15 protein-coding genes and 1 pseudogene are annotated in these 14,828 nt (G+C 67.5%); 7 read left to right on the top strand and 9 right to left on the bottom strand.

What is annotated here, in order from left to right:
* Positions 1–31: 31 nt before the first annotated feature.
* Positions 32–1,090 (bottom strand): hypothetical protein, encoded by a 1,059-nt coding sequence (locus tag CYFUS_RS13080; RefSeq protein ID WP_095985517.1) that lies wholly within the window; start codon positions 1,088–1,090, stop codon positions 32–34.
* 121 nt (positions 1,091–1,211) lie between these two features.
* A complete protein-coding gene (locus CYFUS_RS13075) occupies positions 1,212–1,487 on the bottom strand; it encodes a hypothetical protein (RefSeq protein WP_095985516.1) in 276 nt (91 codons plus the stop codon).
* Between the two features lie 295 nt (positions 1,488–1,782).
* Between CYFUS_RS13075 and CYFUS_RS13070 the strand changes: the two genes are divergently transcribed.
* Positions 1,783–2,859, top strand: a complete 1,077-nt coding sequence (locus CYFUS_RS13070) for a phytanoyl-CoA dioxygenase family protein (RefSeq protein ID WP_157758416.1) — start codon at positions 1,783–1,785, stop codon at positions 2,857–2,859.
* A gap of 173 nt (positions 2,860–3,032) precedes the next feature.
* On the opposite strand, the gene CYFUS_RS13065 is transcribed toward CYFUS_RS13070, so the two are convergent.
* Entirely contained in the window at positions 3,033–3,614 is a 582-nt protein-coding gene (locus CYFUS_RS13065) for a TetR/AcrR family transcriptional regulator (protein ID WP_095985514.1), read from the bottom strand.
* 62 nt (positions 3,615–3,676) lie between these two features.
* Here CYFUS_RS13065 and CYFUS_RS52635 point away from each other — a divergent pair.
* The 4 genes and pseudogenes from CYFUS_RS52635 to CYFUS_RS13050 form a co-directional block, all read left to right on the top strand.
* A pseudogene (locus CYFUS_RS52635) lies at positions 3,677–3,883 on the top strand (aldo/keto reductase); the annotation flags it as partial.
* A 37-nt stretch (positions 3,884–3,920) separates the two neighbouring features.
* Positions 3,921–4,406 (top strand): aldo/keto reductase, encoded by a 486-nt coding sequence (locus CYFUS_RS13060; RefSeq protein WP_232537537.1) that lies wholly within the window; start codon positions 3,921–3,923, stop codon positions 4,404–4,406.
* Positions 4,407–4,529: 123 nt separating this feature from the next.
* Positions 4,530–5,579 (top strand): hypothetical protein, encoded by a 1,050-nt coding sequence (locus CYFUS_RS13055; protein ID WP_157758415.1) that lies wholly within the window; start codon positions 4,530–4,532, stop codon positions 5,577–5,579.
* Complete coding sequence (locus tag CYFUS_RS13050; RefSeq protein WP_095985512.1) at positions 5,576–6,112, top strand: hypothetical protein; 537 nt, start codon at positions 5,576–5,578, stop codon at positions 6,110–6,112. The genes CYFUS_RS13055 and CYFUS_RS13050 overlap by 4 nt, the downstream gene beginning before the upstream one ends.
* Before the next feature lie 147 nt (positions 6,113–6,259).
* Here the strand turns inward: CYFUS_RS13050 and CYFUS_RS13045 are convergent, their stop codons facing one another.
* Entirely contained in the window at positions 6,260–6,877 is a 618-nt protein-coding gene (locus CYFUS_RS13045) for a TetR/AcrR family transcriptional regulator (RefSeq protein ID WP_095985511.1), read from the bottom strand.
* A gap of 76 nt (positions 6,878–6,953) precedes the next feature.
* Here CYFUS_RS13045 and CYFUS_RS13040 point away from each other — a divergent pair, with 76 nt between their 5' ends.
* Positions 6,954–7,757 (top strand): inositol monophosphatase family protein, encoded by an 804-nt coding sequence (locus CYFUS_RS13040; protein ID WP_095985510.1) that lies wholly within the window; start codon positions 6,954–6,956, stop codon positions 7,755–7,757.
* Positions 7,758–7,791: 34 nt separating this feature from the next.
* Entirely contained in the window at positions 7,792–8,430 is a 639-nt protein-coding gene (locus CYFUS_RS13035) for an NADPH-dependent F420 reductase (protein ID WP_095985509.1), read from the top strand.
* A gap of 202 nt (positions 8,431–8,632) precedes the next feature.
* On the opposite strand, the gene CYFUS_RS13030 is transcribed toward CYFUS_RS13035, so the two are convergent.
* From CYFUS_RS13030 to CYFUS_RS13010, 5 genes are all read right to left on the bottom strand, one after another.
* Positions 8,633–11,101, bottom strand: coding sequence for a GNAT family N-acetyltransferase (locus CYFUS_RS13030; RefSeq protein ID WP_095985508.1), 2,469 nt, complete (start codon positions 11,099–11,101; stop codon positions 8,633–8,635).
* Complete coding sequence (locus CYFUS_RS13025) at positions 11,094–11,921, bottom strand: class I SAM-dependent methyltransferase (protein ID WP_095985507.1); 828 nt, start codon at positions 11,919–11,921, stop codon at positions 11,094–11,096. Before CYFUS_RS13025 ends, CYFUS_RS13030 begins: the two co-directional genes overlap by 8 nt.
* A gap of 11 nt (positions 11,922–11,932) precedes the next feature.
* Complete coding sequence (locus CYFUS_RS13020; RefSeq protein ID WP_095991981.1) at positions 11,933–13,189, bottom strand: aminotransferase class I/II-fold pyridoxal phosphate-dependent enzyme; 1,257 nt, start codon at positions 13,187–13,189, stop codon at positions 11,933–11,935.
* Between the two features lie 87 nt (positions 13,190–13,276).
* Positions 13,277–14,152 (bottom strand): efflux RND transporter periplasmic adaptor subunit, encoded by an 876-nt coding sequence (locus CYFUS_RS13015; protein WP_157758414.1) that lies wholly within the window; start codon positions 14,150–14,152, stop codon positions 13,277–13,279.
* Positions 14,149–14,826 (bottom strand): ABC transporter ATP-binding protein, encoded by a 678-nt coding sequence (locus CYFUS_RS13010; protein ID WP_232537790.1) that lies wholly within the window; start codon positions 14,824–14,826, stop codon positions 14,149–14,151. The genes CYFUS_RS13015 and CYFUS_RS13010 overlap by 4 nt, the downstream gene beginning before the upstream one ends.
* Between the last annotated feature and the right edge of the window lie 2 nt (positions 14,827–14,828).

Below are 14,828 nucleotides of genomic sequence, written 5' to 3'. Positions count from 1 at the left end.
CCAGGGCCTTCCCACGTAGCAAAAGAGGAGCTTACTTCCTCGCTTCGTCTGCTTTTTCATACATCTCTACCAGCACAGCGGCAGCCTTGCGCGGGTCATTCTCGATGTGAGCGTACATACCTTGCAGCGCCTCAATCAAGGAGTGGCGATCAGGGGTAAACATCCCCCCAAGGAACCACGAGTTGTCGTTCAGGTACTTGTCGATCCAGTGCATGGCCACGCTATAACCAACGAATACCTTCTGTTCGTCGCTCAAGCCCAGGGCTTCGCAGAGATTCATCACCTTCATGATGGTCGCGGAGGCACCAAACATCGTTGTCGGCGCGTAGTACTCCTTCTCCTTGTACGTGACGATGGCGTGCTTATCCCACGGATTGATCCGTGCGAAGACGGCATTCAGGAAATTGGCGATGGAGGCGGTGCCAGGATTCAGGAAGAGCTGACCCATTTTCCAGGTGAGCCGAGACGTTTCGGCAACCGTGCCGGACTTCATGCGCGGCTCCTGCTTTTTCTTGCCTTGGAAAGCAGTCTTGACCTCGCCCTTGTACGCCTCAGCGCAAATGATGAAGGTGCCGCCCAGCGTGCAGATGGCCTGGTTGGTCCAGGACTCATATCCCGAAGATACCCTGTGTAGAAGAGCGAGCGCCGTCTTCGGGTTATGGGACTTCTGGTGCTCCTGGTCGATCACCGCCAACGTCCCGCTGTAGGGGTTTATCGATGAGCCCGCAGCTTTCTCGCCTATCCACTTGGAAAGTTCGCCGGAGGCATGCGTGAGCGCCTTTGACGCTTCACTCATGGCGTTCTGAATCGTCGTGTCCAGTGCGATTCTGTCCCAAGTCCACTTGCGAATGACGTGTTTGGAAGTTCCCGGCCACGGAATGACGTCCCATTGGGAGCGCATGCCATTATTATCGACAGCGGATGCGAGGCGAAGTGACTTCGTCTCCTCCTTGGACAGTCTGCCGTAATAGCCTCTGTATCTGATTGAATACGCCAGATAGAGGAAGAACATCACGAGGAGCACGAGGCCGCCTGCTCCGGGAATGCCCGAAAGCCAGGCCATGAGGATCAAGAGGAAGAACTTCCACATCTGTCTTCTCCTTGTACTGGTTCCGTCTGAACCTGAGGGGAATGGGTTGAAGGTCAGCCGCCGGTAGCCCGCTCGAGCAGGGCAGCCTTCTGCTCGTTCAGATTCTCATTGGAATTCATGATTACACCGTCAAAATAACTTGTCCAGGGGAACCCTTCAAACGGAGGCAGAGCCAGGAGAGGAACTTGATGTACGCGCTGTCGGCGCCAGCCTGGCTGACCCCGGCTGCCCCATCCACGAACTGCACCTCGCGCCACACCGTGACACCGTTGACGCTGACCGACGTCCAGGGCTGCTTCCTGGGGATTCCCACCAGGGCCTGCGTGCCGGCCGGTGACGTCAGGTTCAGCACGTAGCTGCCAACCGACGTGAACGAGTACGTGACGGGTACCAGCATCACGGTCGATGGGAGGCAGAACGCCTGACTCGCTTCTTCCGTCCCGGATGGTCCGCCAGGACCGGCATGTGCCGGCGGCTGGTATGTGAGTCTTTTCCCGTACCAATCCCCCATATGTGGACATTCTCCCTGTCCTCGGGCAAAACCAGGGCCGGCGTTCCTTTACCCCTCAATCCAGCACGCTCGGCCGGGAGGCGTGCCCACAACTATGAACTCCAAGCACCCCCTTCCTCCAGCGCTCAGCCTGCTGAAGAGCGTCGTTCCGCGCTTCGTCATCGACCGGATCCCCCCGACCATGAAAGACGCTGTCCCGCGCAACCTCGAGGAGGCCCTGCCGCTCGTGAAGGGTATGGTTCCCGAGTTCCTCCGAGAGCGGATTCCTCCCACCGTCAAGGAGCGAATCCGGAGCATGATGGGCGTCCCAGGCCCCGGCGTGAAGCCCGTGGTGGAGGATGATTCGACGCCCGTCACCGAGTTCCTCTCGGCCCGGGGCATCCAGCTCCGCCAGCTCAAGGCGTACCGGCAGGAGAACTTCCCCCATGACGGGCCGAAGATGTGGCTCGACACGCCGGACGCCGAACGGCGCATTGACGACAAACTGCGCGCTGGCCTCATCACCGCCGGGGAAGCCGAGATGTGCCGCAAGTTCTCACGCGATGGCTATGTCGTCGTGGAGAAGCTCTTCGATGACGCGTTCCTCGACAGGCTTTGGGCCGCGTTCCTGCGCGATATCCAGTCGGGCCGCGTCCCACTGGAGCCGGAGAAGCCGGGTGAGGACCGCTCCGAGTGGGGGCGCGTGCTCAACATCCACAACTACGTGCCGGAGATGGCGGAGCTGCTCTTCCACGAGCGCCTGAAGCAGCGCATCTCCCTGTTGGTAGGGCGCGAGGCCATCCCCTTCCAGACCATCCCCTCGTTCCGGGGTTCGGAGCAACTGCCGCACTCAGATGCCATCCATATGACGACCTACCCGCTGGGCTTCTTGTCCGCGGCCTGGGTCGCCTTCGAGGACATCCACCCGGACTCGGGGCCACTGGTGTACTACCCGGGGAGCCATCGGCTGCCCTACTTCCTCTCGAAGGAGACGGGCATCGGGCCAACTGAGTACAAGGAGCAGGGCCGCAACCCGTACACCAACAAGTACGAGCCCTTCATCCAGAAGAAGATCGACGAGCTGGGGCTCAAGCCTGCCTACTTCACCCCGAAGAAGGGCGACGTCCTCATCTGGCACCACAACCTGCTCCACGGCGGCTCGCGGCGCCGCGAGCGCTCGCACACGCGCAAGTCGGTGGTGTGCCACTTCTACGCCAGCAACGTCATCTGCTACCACGACCTCTCGGGCGATCCAGCGGGTGTCGGGGTAAGGGCCTGAGCCAGGCCGCGCCCGCGTGGTGAGGCGCGGGCGGCCTACGACTACAGTTGGACGTCAAGACCTTCGGGTCCGCCTCAAGGCGGAAGAGCTCCCCGCCTCGGTGCGCTGACCAACGCACGCACCCACCTCGGGGAGCAGGGCCTCAGCCCAGCCCAAAGGTGCCCTGGAGCAACTCACGCTCCTCGTTCGAGCCCGCGCAGGAGCGTCTGCAGCACCCGCTTGAGCTCCGGCTCGCGATTCTGCTCGGCGCTCTCGAGAATCAAGCGGGGATGAAAGAAGCCGGCCATGCCGTCGAGCAGCACCTCGGCGTGGCGTTGCGGTGAACCGAAACCGGCTTCGTCGAGCAGACCGACGAGCTGTGCGCTCCGCCGCGCGAGATAGGCCTTCACGAACGGCTTCTTCGCCGCGGTGGCCGTCTCGAACGCCGAATAGGTGGCGCGATCATGGAGCGCGCGATCGCGTTTCATCGCGTATTGGTTCACGAACCACTGCTCGAGCTTCTGCGCCGGTTTGCGATTCGACGCGCAGACTTTCTCGAGGGCGACGCTCGTCTCCTCGAGCCACCGTTCGAGCACCGCGTCGAGCAGCGCTTCCTTGTTCGCGAAATGCGCGTAGAGCGCGACGTGGCTGACGCCGAGCTCCCGGGCCACGTCGGTGAGCCGCACCTTCTCGAACCCGTGCGCGCGGATGTGTTCGAGCGCGACGTCGATGGCCTTGGTCCTGAGTTCAGCGGCGGAAAGTCCGGTGCGGGGCATGGCGTGGCGATTCCCTTGACGAGCGGTTTATTACAACTTACGTATTTTGTAAACAGTAACGAATGGAGCCACTGATGACGACCCCATCCAGAACGCTCGGCGACAACGGCCCTTCGGTTTTTCCCATCGCGCTCGGCTCGGAGGCGCTGACCCACGGTGACGGGCTGCGGCTCATCCACGAAGCCATCGATCGCGGAGTGGACCTCATCGACACCGCCGATTTCTACGGCGCCGGTGGTGACGAGATGTTGATCGGCAAGGCGCTCGAAGGCCGGCGCGACAAGGTGAAGTTGTCGGTGAAGTTCGGTGGGCTCCGTTCGCCCGACGGCATTCGAGTACTCGCTGTTCACGCGCAAGCCCGAGCAGAACGTGTTCCCGGTGTTGAGCGAGCTCGGCATCGGCGTGACGGCCTACGGCGTGCTCGCGCACGGCCTGTTCAGCGGCAAGGCGAAGTCGGCGGAGAAGGGTGGTCACCGGTCGCATCTGCCGTGGTTCCACCCGGGGAATTTCGAGCAGAACATGAAGCTGGTCGACGCGCTGGCCGCCATCGCCGCGGAGAACCAGGTGACCGCGTCGCAGATGGCCATCGCCTGGGCGTTGGCGAAACGGACGGACCTGGTGCCGGTGGTCGGCGCGCGGACCATGGAGCAGCTCGAGAGCACGCTCGCGGCCCTGCGCCTTCAGTTGAGCGCGGAAGACGTCGCGCGCATCGAAGCGGCGGTTCCGCCCGAGGCGGTCGCCGGGACCCGGTACCTGCCGCAGTTGATGAAGATGCTCGACAGCGAGCGCTAATCTGGCGGGTCTTCCAGGGTGACACCCTGGCCTGCTCCGCGAGCAGCCGTGACCTCGCGCCCCGGGGCCAATTCCTCCCAATCCCCGCCCGGTGGTACAGTCAGGCCCCGTCGGTCTCCACACGTGCCCTCCCTCCGCCGCTACCTTCCGCTGGCTGCTTCGACGCTGCTGGCCGCCCTCCTCCTCGGTACAACCGCGGCCCGCGCGTACACCATCGAGACGCCGGTGACGGAGGGCTGCCACGAGCGGCTCACCGCCGCCGCGCTGGCGCGGGCGGGCTGGCCGGACGGAGCGCTGCCTCCCGCGCCGACGGCCGGACAGAAGGTCCTCGTGGACAACCTGCCCTTCCACCTGCCGACGGCTCGCGACGCGTGGACGGTGGCGATGCTGGCCGGGGTCCGAGACAACGACCTCCATGGTGCCGCCGCCACGGATCTGCCCGAGCACGTGGAGGTGGACCTCGCCCCCACCTCGCAGCCCGAGCACTGCCTGCGGACGTCGGACCAGGACTTCGCGGCCGGAGACGTCCAGGCCGCCCAGGCGTGTCACGACTCCATCCTGGAGCAGGTGGCGCTCGCACTGGGGGACGCCGAGGCCGTCGACCTGGCCGCCACCGAGCCGGTCCAGCTCGCCCTCAAGTACCAGCGTGCGGTCGTGCCGCTGCCGCGCTACGCCTACCGGCTCGGGCGCGCCCTTCACGCCCTCCAGGACAGCTTCACCCACATCTACCGCTCGCCCGACATGCGGCAGGTCTGGAGCGTCTTCAACTACGTCGACCCCGCGCTCGCCCCCGACTACAACCCGGCACGAGATGGCCGGGCGCACGTCTCGGCCTTCGACCACTGCACGGACGATGACGCGTCCGGTCAAGTGCGAGTGGCCGCGGCCACCCAGGCCTCGGCCGACCTGCTGACCGCCCTGGCCGACGGGAGCGGGGGACGTCAGGGGCGCCTGGCGCGGGCGGACGCCGTGCTCCAGGGCTACCTCCAGGTCGCGCCCGGGTGCTCCGTCGGCAATAACTGGTGCGGCGCGCTGGAGAGCTACGCCACGAGCCCCACCCGCTCCGAAGGGTGCGCCGCCGCGCCCGGCGTACTCTCCGCGGGCGCCCTCCTGGCGGGGCTCGGCCTGCTCCGCCAGCGACAGCGCCGCGGGGGCCACCGGGGACGGCCATGAAACGGCCCCTCCTGCTCTGGTTCGGTCTGGTTGCCGCCGCCCTGCCCTCCGCCGCGCCCGCCGGGACGCCCGAGACGTTCGCTCCCCGCCTCCACGTCGCGGCCGGCGCCTCCCTCGACCGCTCCGCCCTGAGCGTGGACGCGGGCGTCCGCTGGGCACCGCTCGCCCACCTCGCGCTGGGGGTGGATCTGGAGTTCAACCCGTGGATCGATCTGCTCTCCGGCTCCTTCGCGCCCGGGGTCTTGAGCCTGGTGGGCTCGGGCATCTACCGCTGGACGCAGGTGGAGGGCGTGGAGCTGCGCACCACGGTGAACCTGGGCACGAGCCTGCTGCTGTTCAGCGCGGTGGGCGCGCCGAGGGGCTCGGTGGGGGCATACCTGGGCCTGGGCGCCCTGAGCGCGGCCGTCCGGGTGGCGCCGGGCACCTGGCTCGAGTTCAAGCCGGACATGGTGGTGCCCGTCCCGCAGCTGCGCGGCACCCCGTTCGCCTACCGCCAGTACCGCCTGATGGTCGGACTCGAATGGGGGCCCTGACATGAGGCCACCGCCTCGCCTCTTTCCATCCTCGCGGGGAGCGGTGCGAGGTGGAGTCCTCCAGGGCGGCCGGGTGGTGGACCCCTCGACGGCCCGGGGACCCATCCGCCCGCGGCGGCGCACGCGAGGCCGAGGGCCGCGCGGGGTTCAGGACGGCGTGTAGTCCAGGTAGCCGAAGACGGCCCGGTGCACGCGGGAGAGGAGGGCCGCGTCGTCGCTCTCGCCCCGGTCCCCCGCGGCGTCGACGAGGCCCTTCACGATCGCCAGGAGATCCTCGGCGGCGGACGGTGAGCGGAACGTGCCCGCGAGGTCCGGCGCGTCGAGACACCGCTGGACGGTGAGGAGCAGCTGCTCGCCAATGCGCCGCACCTCTTCCCCAACGGGCAGACGGCGCTCCTCCATGTCCAGCAGCCGCGCGAGGGCCGGACGCCGGAACTGATAGGCAACGGCCACCGCGATGAGCCGCTCGAGGCCCGCGCGCCCGCCCGCGTCCGTATGGATGGCGGCGACATCCGCCAGGAGCTGGGTCGTCTCCCGGAGCATCAGCGCCTTGGTGATGGCGTCCTTGCTGGGAAAGTACTGGTACAGCGAGCCGATGCTGATGCCGGCACGCCGGGCCACGGCGTTGGTGGTGTACCCCTCGAAGCCCTCGGTCTCCAGAATGCGAGCAGCGGCTTCGAGCACGGCCGCGACGGTCGCCGCCGAGCGGGCCTGACCGGGTTTCTTCCTCGGCTCGAGCGGGTGGGGAGTGGTTCGGGAGGCCATGGGCGAAAGCGAGTAGTGAAAGAGAGCGTTTGCTCACATTCTATTCCTCGCAAGTCACCCCACTCAAGAGGAACCCATGAGGCCCATTCCCTCGGATGAAGTGTTGCTGCCCGCTGTCGTGGAGGCCGTCCAGGCCGCTGGCCATCTCCTGAAGAAGCGGTTCTCCGCCGACGCGCGTCCGGGAAACCTGGACGCGGTGCTCGCCGCGCTCCAGGCCAACGATGAAGCGTCCCTGGGCGTGCTGCGGGAGGCGCTGACGCGGGTGCGTCCTGGCGCGGGCTGGATCGAGGACGAGCTCCAGGTGGGGAGGTTGCCACCGGGGGAGTGGTGGGTCACGGACCCGGCGGAGGGCAACATCAATCACATCCACGGCATGGCCGACTGGTGTGTCACGGCCACGCTGGTGCGCGACAACGTGCCGGTGCTCGCCGTGGTGTACCTGCCCATGACGGGCCAGACGTACACGGCCGTCCGGGGGGGCGGGGCGTACCTCGATGGCGTGCGCCTGCGCGTGTCGGACAAGACGGCGTTGGACGCGGCCCTGGTGGGCACCGGCCAGGCGCGGCCCGGCGAGGACCGGGAGACCCATCGGCGGATCGGCCAGTCCGTCACCGCGATGCTCGGGAGCGCGCTGGTGCTGCGGGTGTCGGTGCCGGCCACCCTGCAACTCATCCAGGTCGCGGCGGGGCGGATGGAGGCCTTCTGGCAATACAGCCAGGTCCTCTCCGGACTGCTGTCGGGAGCCCTCCTCGTCGAGGAGGCCGGCGGCCGGATCTCCGACACCCACGGCCGCCCGTGGAACTTCACGAGCCGCGACTTCCTGGCCACCGCGTCCGCTCTGCATGCCGCCTCGGTCGAGGTGCTGTCCACCATCGCCTGACCCTGGGCCCCCTTCCCTGAACGGAGAACATCGGATGAATCGCATTGGCATTCTGGGCTCGGGCCGTGTCGCCACGGTGCTCGCCACCGGGCTCGTGACCGCTGGACATGAGGTGGGGATTGGAACGCGCGACGCCACCGGAGCGGCCGCGCGGTGGACCGGACCGACGGTCGCGTTCGCGGACCCCGAGCGGACGGCGCGCGAGGCCTCGCTCCTCATCAACGCCACTCCGGGAGACACCAGCCTCGAGCGGCTCGGGGCCCTGCGCGAGGCCCTGGATGGGAAGATCCTGATGGACGTGTCGAACGCGACCCGGCGCGGCGCGGGAGGGATGCCCGCGGGCCTGTGCTACCCGGACAGCAGCCTGGCCGAGCACCTGCAGCAGGCGCTGCCGGGGACGCGGGTCGTCAAGGCGCTCAACACCATGCTCTTCTCCGTCATGGCGAATCCCCGGGCCCTCTCCGTGCCTCCGACGGCGTTCCTGTCGGGCAACGACGCGGGAGCGAAGACGGCCGTCGGTGGGCTGCTTCAATCGCTCGGGTGGCCCGTGGAGTGGATCGAGGACCTGGGAGACCTCTCCACCGCCCGGGGCACGGAAGCCCTCATGCTGCTCGTGCCCCACCTCATCCGCCGCCGTGGCTTCGCGCCCTTCGCGCTCACGGTGGCGCGGTAGGAAGGGGGGCGAGTCCCTCACGGCTTCGAGCGAGCCTCCAGTGACTCCTCGAGCGTGGCCAGCAGCTACTGTAGAGCCACCGCTCGGAGCAGGGCGGACCCCTCACAGGCAGTGAGGCATCGGGCGCGGCCTTCCACCGCGAGCAGGACACACCCCACGGCCCCCTCCTGGTGGGGAAACCCTCGGTGATTTCCAAGAGGATTCACCGAGGCCTCGCGAGGGCGGTGGCGCCCGGGCCGAGGAGCTGATCGGCGCACGCCAGTCCCGCCCGCAGGGCGAGGAACGCGTCACCGGCACTCGCGCCTCCGTGGGCGATCGACAGCCCGTCGATGCCAGACGGAGCCTCGCGCTCGCGTGGGGGTGCATCGGCATGGGGTGACAGCCGACTGCTACAACCGACGACCCGCTCGTAGTCACCGGGCGGGACCCGGAGGCTCCAGAGGATCGCGCGCGTGAACCCCGGAAAGCACTGCTCCAGGCGCTCGGTCATCCTCGCCCAGAGCTGTGCGGCCTGGGCGGCGGAGCAAGAGGCCGGACACGTGGTGAACAGGGTCACTCGCCAGCCCCTGGCGGAGGGTTGATCTTCGGCCAGGTCGGGGCAGAGCCATTCGAAGGTGGGCCGCTCCGGGACCTGTCCGGCGAACAGTGCCCTCAGCTGTCCGAGGATGTCTCGTTCCACGAAGCTCAAGCCATAGCAGCCGCGCGGCAGGGCGAACTCCGGCGCGAGCGTCAGGAAGACCGCCATCGCCGACAAGCCCTCCGGTCGTCCCATTGCCGGGAGGGACGCCTCGCCGTCTCCGTGGAGCAGCGCACGGGTGGTGCGCGGCGGCAGGCTGCTGAGCACCTGTTCGGCGGGCCATTCGGCTTGTGACGTGCGCACGCCCAGGACCCGTCCCGCGTGGACCTCGATGGATTGAACGGGCGCCTGGTAGATGATCCGCGCGGAGCCGCTCCGCAGGATGACACGCTCGAGGGCCTGGGGAATGGCGGTCAGCCCGGGCACCGGGTACCGGGTGGAGGTCGCGGCACGCAACCGGGCCACCCCTTCCCTCACGGGCCAATGCCAGGGCGCCTGTCCCTGCATCAGCAGCGGCAGCAGGGAGAGATCGCTCACCAGCGAGGGACCGCGGACGGTCGCGCTCAAGTCCCGAGCGTCGTGCACCCATCCGCGCGCCAGCCGCCCCAGGGCCGCGAACTCCTGGCGCACGTCCAGGTGACCCGCCTGCGTCCCGACCTCCAGGAGCCGACCGTCGTAATAAGTCCTCAGTCGCGCGCGGCGGGTCGGAAGACGGATGTGGTAGGCGCGCTCCAGGAGCGAGAAGAAGCGGGGCGGGAACAGGTTGCAGCCCGCGATGAAGCCCCGAAGGTCCCGCTCGAAGGAGACGGTCCGGCACATACCGCCCGGCGACGGCGTCTGCTCCAGGACCACGAGTTCATCGTGGCTCCGCGAGGCCAACCGCGCCGCCGCCGCCAGTCCGCTCAGACCGGCGCCAATCACCACCACCTTCCTCCTGCCCCGGAGGAACACGGGCGCCGCGAGCGTCCTCCCGGCTTCACCGGGCGCGCCGCCGCCGTCCTCGGGGGCCGTGGGAGCGGGCACCGGAGCGGCGATCAGGGGCCGGACCAGGCGCTCCGCCCTCAGTCCGTGCAGCACTGCCGGCACCATCCGGCCCTGCCCGTACAGCAGCTCCAGACGACAGCCCATGCGCTCCTTGGCGGCTTCATTGGAGATGCCGAAATCAATCCTCCGGCATCCCGTGTCGAGGGCATGCCGCACGATCGCATGGCCCATGTAGCGGTGCACCGGCTGCTCGCGCGTCGCCTCGGGATCGAGCCCCGAGAAGATCGAGCCGAGCAGGTCTCCCCACCGAAGGCAGAGGTCGAACGCCACCAGCTCTCCGCCTCGCCAGAGCAACAAGAAGACCGCCTCCGGACACGTGGCCATGGCGCGGAAGTAGCCCTCGGTGAGCCGGATTTGATCCGGAGACTTGTATTTGCGGTAGAGGTTCAACCACAACGCGAGCAGACGGGGGGCCAGCTCCGGCGCCGGGCGCTCGATGCTCAAGCGGAAGCCCGCCGCCTCGACGGCCCGGATGTCTTTCTTCACTGTCTTGCGCCGCGAGCCCTTCAAGTGGGCCAGGTATGCCTCGAAGCCGTCGAACTCCAGGGGCAGGATCGCGGTGTGATGCAGGGGCACTGGAGACAGTTGGAGGCTGGGGGCGAACGGCGTGTCCGCGGACACACGGAAGTCGCGCAGGATGAAATACAGCGCCCGGGACTGGCGCGCCCGGGCGAACAGGGCTTCCTGCAACCGGTAATGGGCCTCGGGCGCGTCGTGACCAGGAGCGAAGGCGAACGGAGTGCCCAGGTTGACGGGCGACCCGCCCAACCAGATACGCGGGCGCCAGAGTCCGAGGTCGAAGCGCATGAGACAGCCGAAGCCCAGGCCCACGAGCGAGGGGCCCGCGCGGAGGACCGCGTAGTGGAACTGGCAGTCCAGGTCACTGGCCTCCAGGGCCGCGAGATAGCCGTGGGTGAAGAAGTCGGTCGGCGCCAGCAGCGCGTCCCATTGCGCGGCGGAGAACCGGTGGATGCTGTCCGCGTTCTCCACCGTCCATCCGGAGGAGGCCACGGCCGTTGATTGCCCGAGGGCCCATGCGCGCTCACCCATGGCTCATCTCGAGCACGAGCGTGGCGCCCAGCTGGTTGAGGACCCTCAGTCCCATGCACTGATGACGGGCCTGCTCCCGGAATTCATGGAGCGAGTTGTTGGGGGCGAAGGTGCCATCCCGCTGATTCAGCTTCAGGTAGAAGCGGGACCTGCGCGGTCCCTCGCTGGTCAACGTGCTGGCGAGGATCCGCCCCCCGGGCTTCAGACACCGGTTCAGCTCCCCGAACACGGAGGCCTTGTCGTGGAAGCAGTGCAAGCCGAACAAGGACACGAGGTTGTTCAGCACCCCGTCACGCAGGGGCAGCCGGGTCGCATCGGCCCGGATCAACACCACCTCGCGCAGTCCAAGCGCCTCGCATTTGCGCCGGAGGCGGTGCAGCATGGTCCACGAGAGATCGGCGAACAGCCAGGGACCCGCCCGCTGGTACGTGTGCACCCGCCCGAGGAAGGGGCCGCCCCCCGAGGGCATGTCCAGGCTGGGGCCGGGCCCCAGCACGGCCAGCTGTTCCTGGATCCGCGCGTAGTAGTCCTCCACCTTCATTCCCAGCAGCCACGCATCCAGGTTCTGTAACCACGGATGCTCCATGAAGGTGGCGTACATCCTGCCCGACAGCCCTTCGTAGGGACGGTCCGTTCGGAGCGACTCGTTGCCGGGCAGGGCGAGGTCCAGGATTCCCTCCTGCACCGGGAAGTGGGCCGCACACCCGTCACACATCAAGGAGGGGCCCTCGCGGCGGCGGAGGGCCGGCTCCGAGCAGCTCGGGCATCGCAGCAGGCCCATCACCCAATCCGCGGGGACGCGGTCGATGGTCTGGTCCATGGGTGCGCTCCTCAGAAACCGAATTGCCGCCGGGCCTCGCGCAGCATGGCGATGAAGTTCTCGATGTCCCGGGAGGAATGACGATCATTCAGGATGACCCGGAGCACCGCACGATTGCGCTGCACGGCGGGGTAGCGGAAGACAGGCACCGCGAACCCGTTGGACGCGAGGAACTGGCGCACGTTCTCCGCGACCAGGTCCTGTCCGATCCAGATCGAGAGGATATAGGACTCACTGTCGTAGAGCCGGAAGCCCTCCTGCAACAGCCGTCCGCGGAACTGGGCCACCTTCGCCAGGTAGTTGTCCATCAACTCGGGCTCGGAGTTGAGCTTCTCGAGGAGATGGACCGCCGTGGCCGCCGTGGGCGGCTGCATGGCCGCGGTGAAGATTGCGGTTCCCGACAGGAACGCGAAGGGTTGCACGTACTCTCGGGGACCGCTGATGGCGCCTCCCTCCAGGCCCACCGCCTTGGAGAACGACACCATCCGGAACGTGGCCCGCCGCATCTCCTGATACTCCGCGTGGTAGGGCCGGTTGGGCGGGCCGTAGATCATGAAGCCGTTGGCATCGTCCACGTAGGACAGCGCGCCGTGCTTCTCACACACATCCAGCAGGGCCCCCATGGGCGCGACGCTGCCGTCCGAGGAGTAGACGCTCTCGAAGATGACCACCTTCTTCTTCACGGTGATCCGCGACAGCGTGGCCTCCAACGAGGCCGGGTCGTTGTGCTGGAAGGAGAACAGGCTCTTGCCGTGCTCCAGATGCGACGCGCCCTTCCACAGACTCCAGTGGCAATCCCGATCCAGGATGAACACCGCGTCCCGGTTGTCGACCTTGCAGTCGGAGTCGAATTTGAACTGGACCGTCATGGCATTCAGGAAGCCGATGTTCGCGAGCAGGCCGCTGCCGAAGGTCACGGTATGCTCCATGCCCGTGAGGTGGTTCATGGTCTGCTCCAGCGTCGCGTGGGCCATGCAGATCCCCTGGGTGGCCCGAGAGCCTCCCGTGACCAGGCCATACTCCTTCGCGGCCGCGCAGAAGTAGTCCATGACGGACGAGTTCTCCTGGAAGCCCATGAAGCTGATGGAAGCGAAGTTGACGAGCTCCCGGCCGCCATGATGCAGACGCGAGCCGCTGCTCCCATTGGCGATGGGAAAATCGTAGAAATACCCGCGAGCCACGGCCGCCTCCAGGAAGGCATTGAATCCGAACACATCCCTGGGTGGGGAAGACGGGGGCGACGCGAGATTGGAAAGGTTGATCTCCATGTCGTTCTCCATTCTTTTCAGGTGAAGTCCGCCCCGTCCCGATGTGATGGCGCGCCGTCTTCCGGGGGGAAGGCGCGACGCGCGAACTCAGGAGCTGATGAGCAGCTCCACCCGTTGACCCAGCTTGAGCGGCGTGGGCTCATCGAAGGAGACCTTGATCAGCAGCACCCGGAGGTCGACGGGCCGTCCGGGGTCCTGCGGCTTGAGGCGCCGGTTCATGACGGCGTTGGGAATGTCCTCGACCGTCCCCTTCCAACTGGTGCCAGGAAAACCCTCGGCCATGATGCGCACCGGGGCGCCGAGCACCACCTTGCCGGTGTCGAACTCATCCACTTCCGCTTCCACCCGGCTCCGGGTGAGATCGGCCACGACCACCAACGGGGAGCCCGCCGTGATGAGCTCGCCCTGCTGTATCAGTTGCGAGATGACGACCCCATCGATGGGCGAGCGGATGCGGGTCTTGGCCAGGACACTCTCCAGCCGTTGCTCCTGGGCCTGGGCCGCGGCCATCCGAGCCCGCGCCGACTCCACGGCTCGCTGGGTGTATTCGAAATTCTGCCGCGACATCGCCTTGGCTTCGAACAGGGACCGATACCGCTCCAGGTCCGCTTGGAGCCGGCGCACCTCGGTGCGGATCTCGGCGGACTGGGCACGGGCCTGGGTCAGCGCGGCGCGCTGCTCGGTCGCGTCCAACTCGGCAATCACCTCGCCCTTGCGCACCTGGCTCTTCTCCTCCACCCGCAGCTCCACGAGCCTTCCGGTGACCTCCGTGCCGACCGTGACCGAAGCGCCCGGATAGGAAACGATGCGGCCCTCCGCTCGGACGTCGGTGGGGGGTGGAGCGCGAGGCGCAGGCGCTTGCGGCTCGGCCGCGCGGGGGATGTGGACGCCGAGCAGCACGGCGAGCACCAGCGCCACCGCCACCAGCGGCAACCCGACCTTCATCAGCTTGCGAGACATCATGGCGGCGCTCCTCCTGTCAGACATCCATCGTGGATCCGGAGCACACGATCGGAGATGGTTCGCACCTTGGGATCGTGGGTCACGATAAGCAGCGCCCGGTCTTCCGTCTTGGCCAGCGCATGGAAGAGGCGGAGCACCTGCCCCCCTGCCTCCGAGTCGAGATTGGCGGTGGGCTCGTCGGCCAGGAGGATGGGAGATTGTCCCGCCAGAGCGCGTGCGAGCGCCACGCGCTGCTTCTGTCCGCCCGACAACTCCCGGGGCAGGAAGTTCATCCGGTCGGCCAGGCCCACCGCGCGCAGCACGCGCTCGGCCTCCTCGCGCGCCGGCCGGCCCTCGCAGCCCTTGATGTTGAGGGCGAACTCGACGTTCTCGACGGCGCTCAGCGCGGGAAAGAGGTTGTACTGCTGGAAGACGAAGCCCATGGAGCGCTTGCGAATCCCGGGCAGCCGCTCGGGCCGCTGGCCGTCGAGCACCTCGCCATCCACCACCAACCGACCGCTGGTGGGCGTCAGGATGCACCCGAGGATGGACAACAGCGTGGTTTTGCCTGAGCCGGAGGGGCCCTCCAGGGTGACGATCTCCCCGCGCTCCAGGGCGAGGGACACGCCCCGGAGCACGGTCACCGTCTCCCGGCCCTCCTGGAATGTCTTGGTGATGTCGTGGGCCTCGAGCACGG

The sequence above is a fragment of the Cystobacter fuscus genome, from assembly GCF_002305875.1.
GTDB classification, from domain to species: Bacteria; Myxococcota; Myxococcia; order Myxococcales; family Myxococcaceae; genus Cystobacter; species Cystobacter fuscus_A.
This window is presented reverse-complemented; position numbering and strand designations above follow the sequence as displayed.

Bases quoted from the DNA above. Each gene is read 5' to 3' on its own strand.
- CYFUS_RS13070 (WP_157758416.1), top strand. From the start codon at position 1,783: ATGAAAGACGCTGTCCCGCGCAACCTCGAGGAGGCCCTGCCGCTCGTG.
- CYFUS_RS13075 (WP_095985516.1), bottom strand. From the start codon at position 1,487: ATGCTGGTACCCGTCACGTACTCGTTCACGTCGGTTGGCAGCTACGTG.
- CYFUS_RS13015 (WP_157758414.1), bottom strand. From the start codon at position 14,152: ATGATGTCTCGCAAGCTGATGAAGGTCGGGTTGCCGCTGGTGGCGGTG.
- CYFUS_RS13020 (WP_095991981.1), bottom strand. From the start codon at position 13,189: ATGGAGATCAACCTTTCCAATCTCGCGTCGCCCCCGTCTTCCCCACCC.
- CYFUS_RS13035 (WP_095985509.1), top strand. From the start codon at position 7,792: ATGAATCGCATTGGCATTCTGGGCTCGGGCCGTGTCGCCACGGTGCTC.
- CYFUS_RS13080 (WP_095985517.1), bottom strand. From the start codon at position 1,090: ATGTGGAAGTTCTTCCTCTTGATCCTCATGGCCTGGCTTTCGGGCATT.
- CYFUS_RS13030 (WP_095985508.1), bottom strand. From the start codon at position 11,101: ATGGGTGAGCGCGCATGGGCCCTCGGGCAATCAACGGCCGTGGCCTCC.
- CYFUS_RS13040 (WP_095985510.1), top strand. From the start codon at position 6,954: ATGAGGCCCATTCCCTCGGATGAAGTGTTGCTGCCCGCTGTCGTGGAG.
- CYFUS_RS13025 (WP_095985507.1), bottom strand. From the start codon at position 11,921: ATGGACCAGACCATCGACCGCGTCCCCGCGGATTGGGTGATGGGCCTG.
- CYFUS_RS13065 (WP_095985514.1), bottom strand. From the start codon at position 3,614: ATGCCCCGCACCGGACTTTCCGCCGCTGAACTCAGGACCAAGGCCATC.
- CYFUS_RS13050 (WP_095985512.1), top strand. From the start codon at position 5,576: ATGAAACGGCCCCTCCTGCTCTGGTTCGGTCTGGTTGCCGCCGCCCTG.
- CYFUS_RS13045 (WP_095985511.1), bottom strand. From the start codon at position 6,877: ATGGCCTCCCGAACCACTCCCCACCCGCTCGAGCCGAGGAAGAAACCC.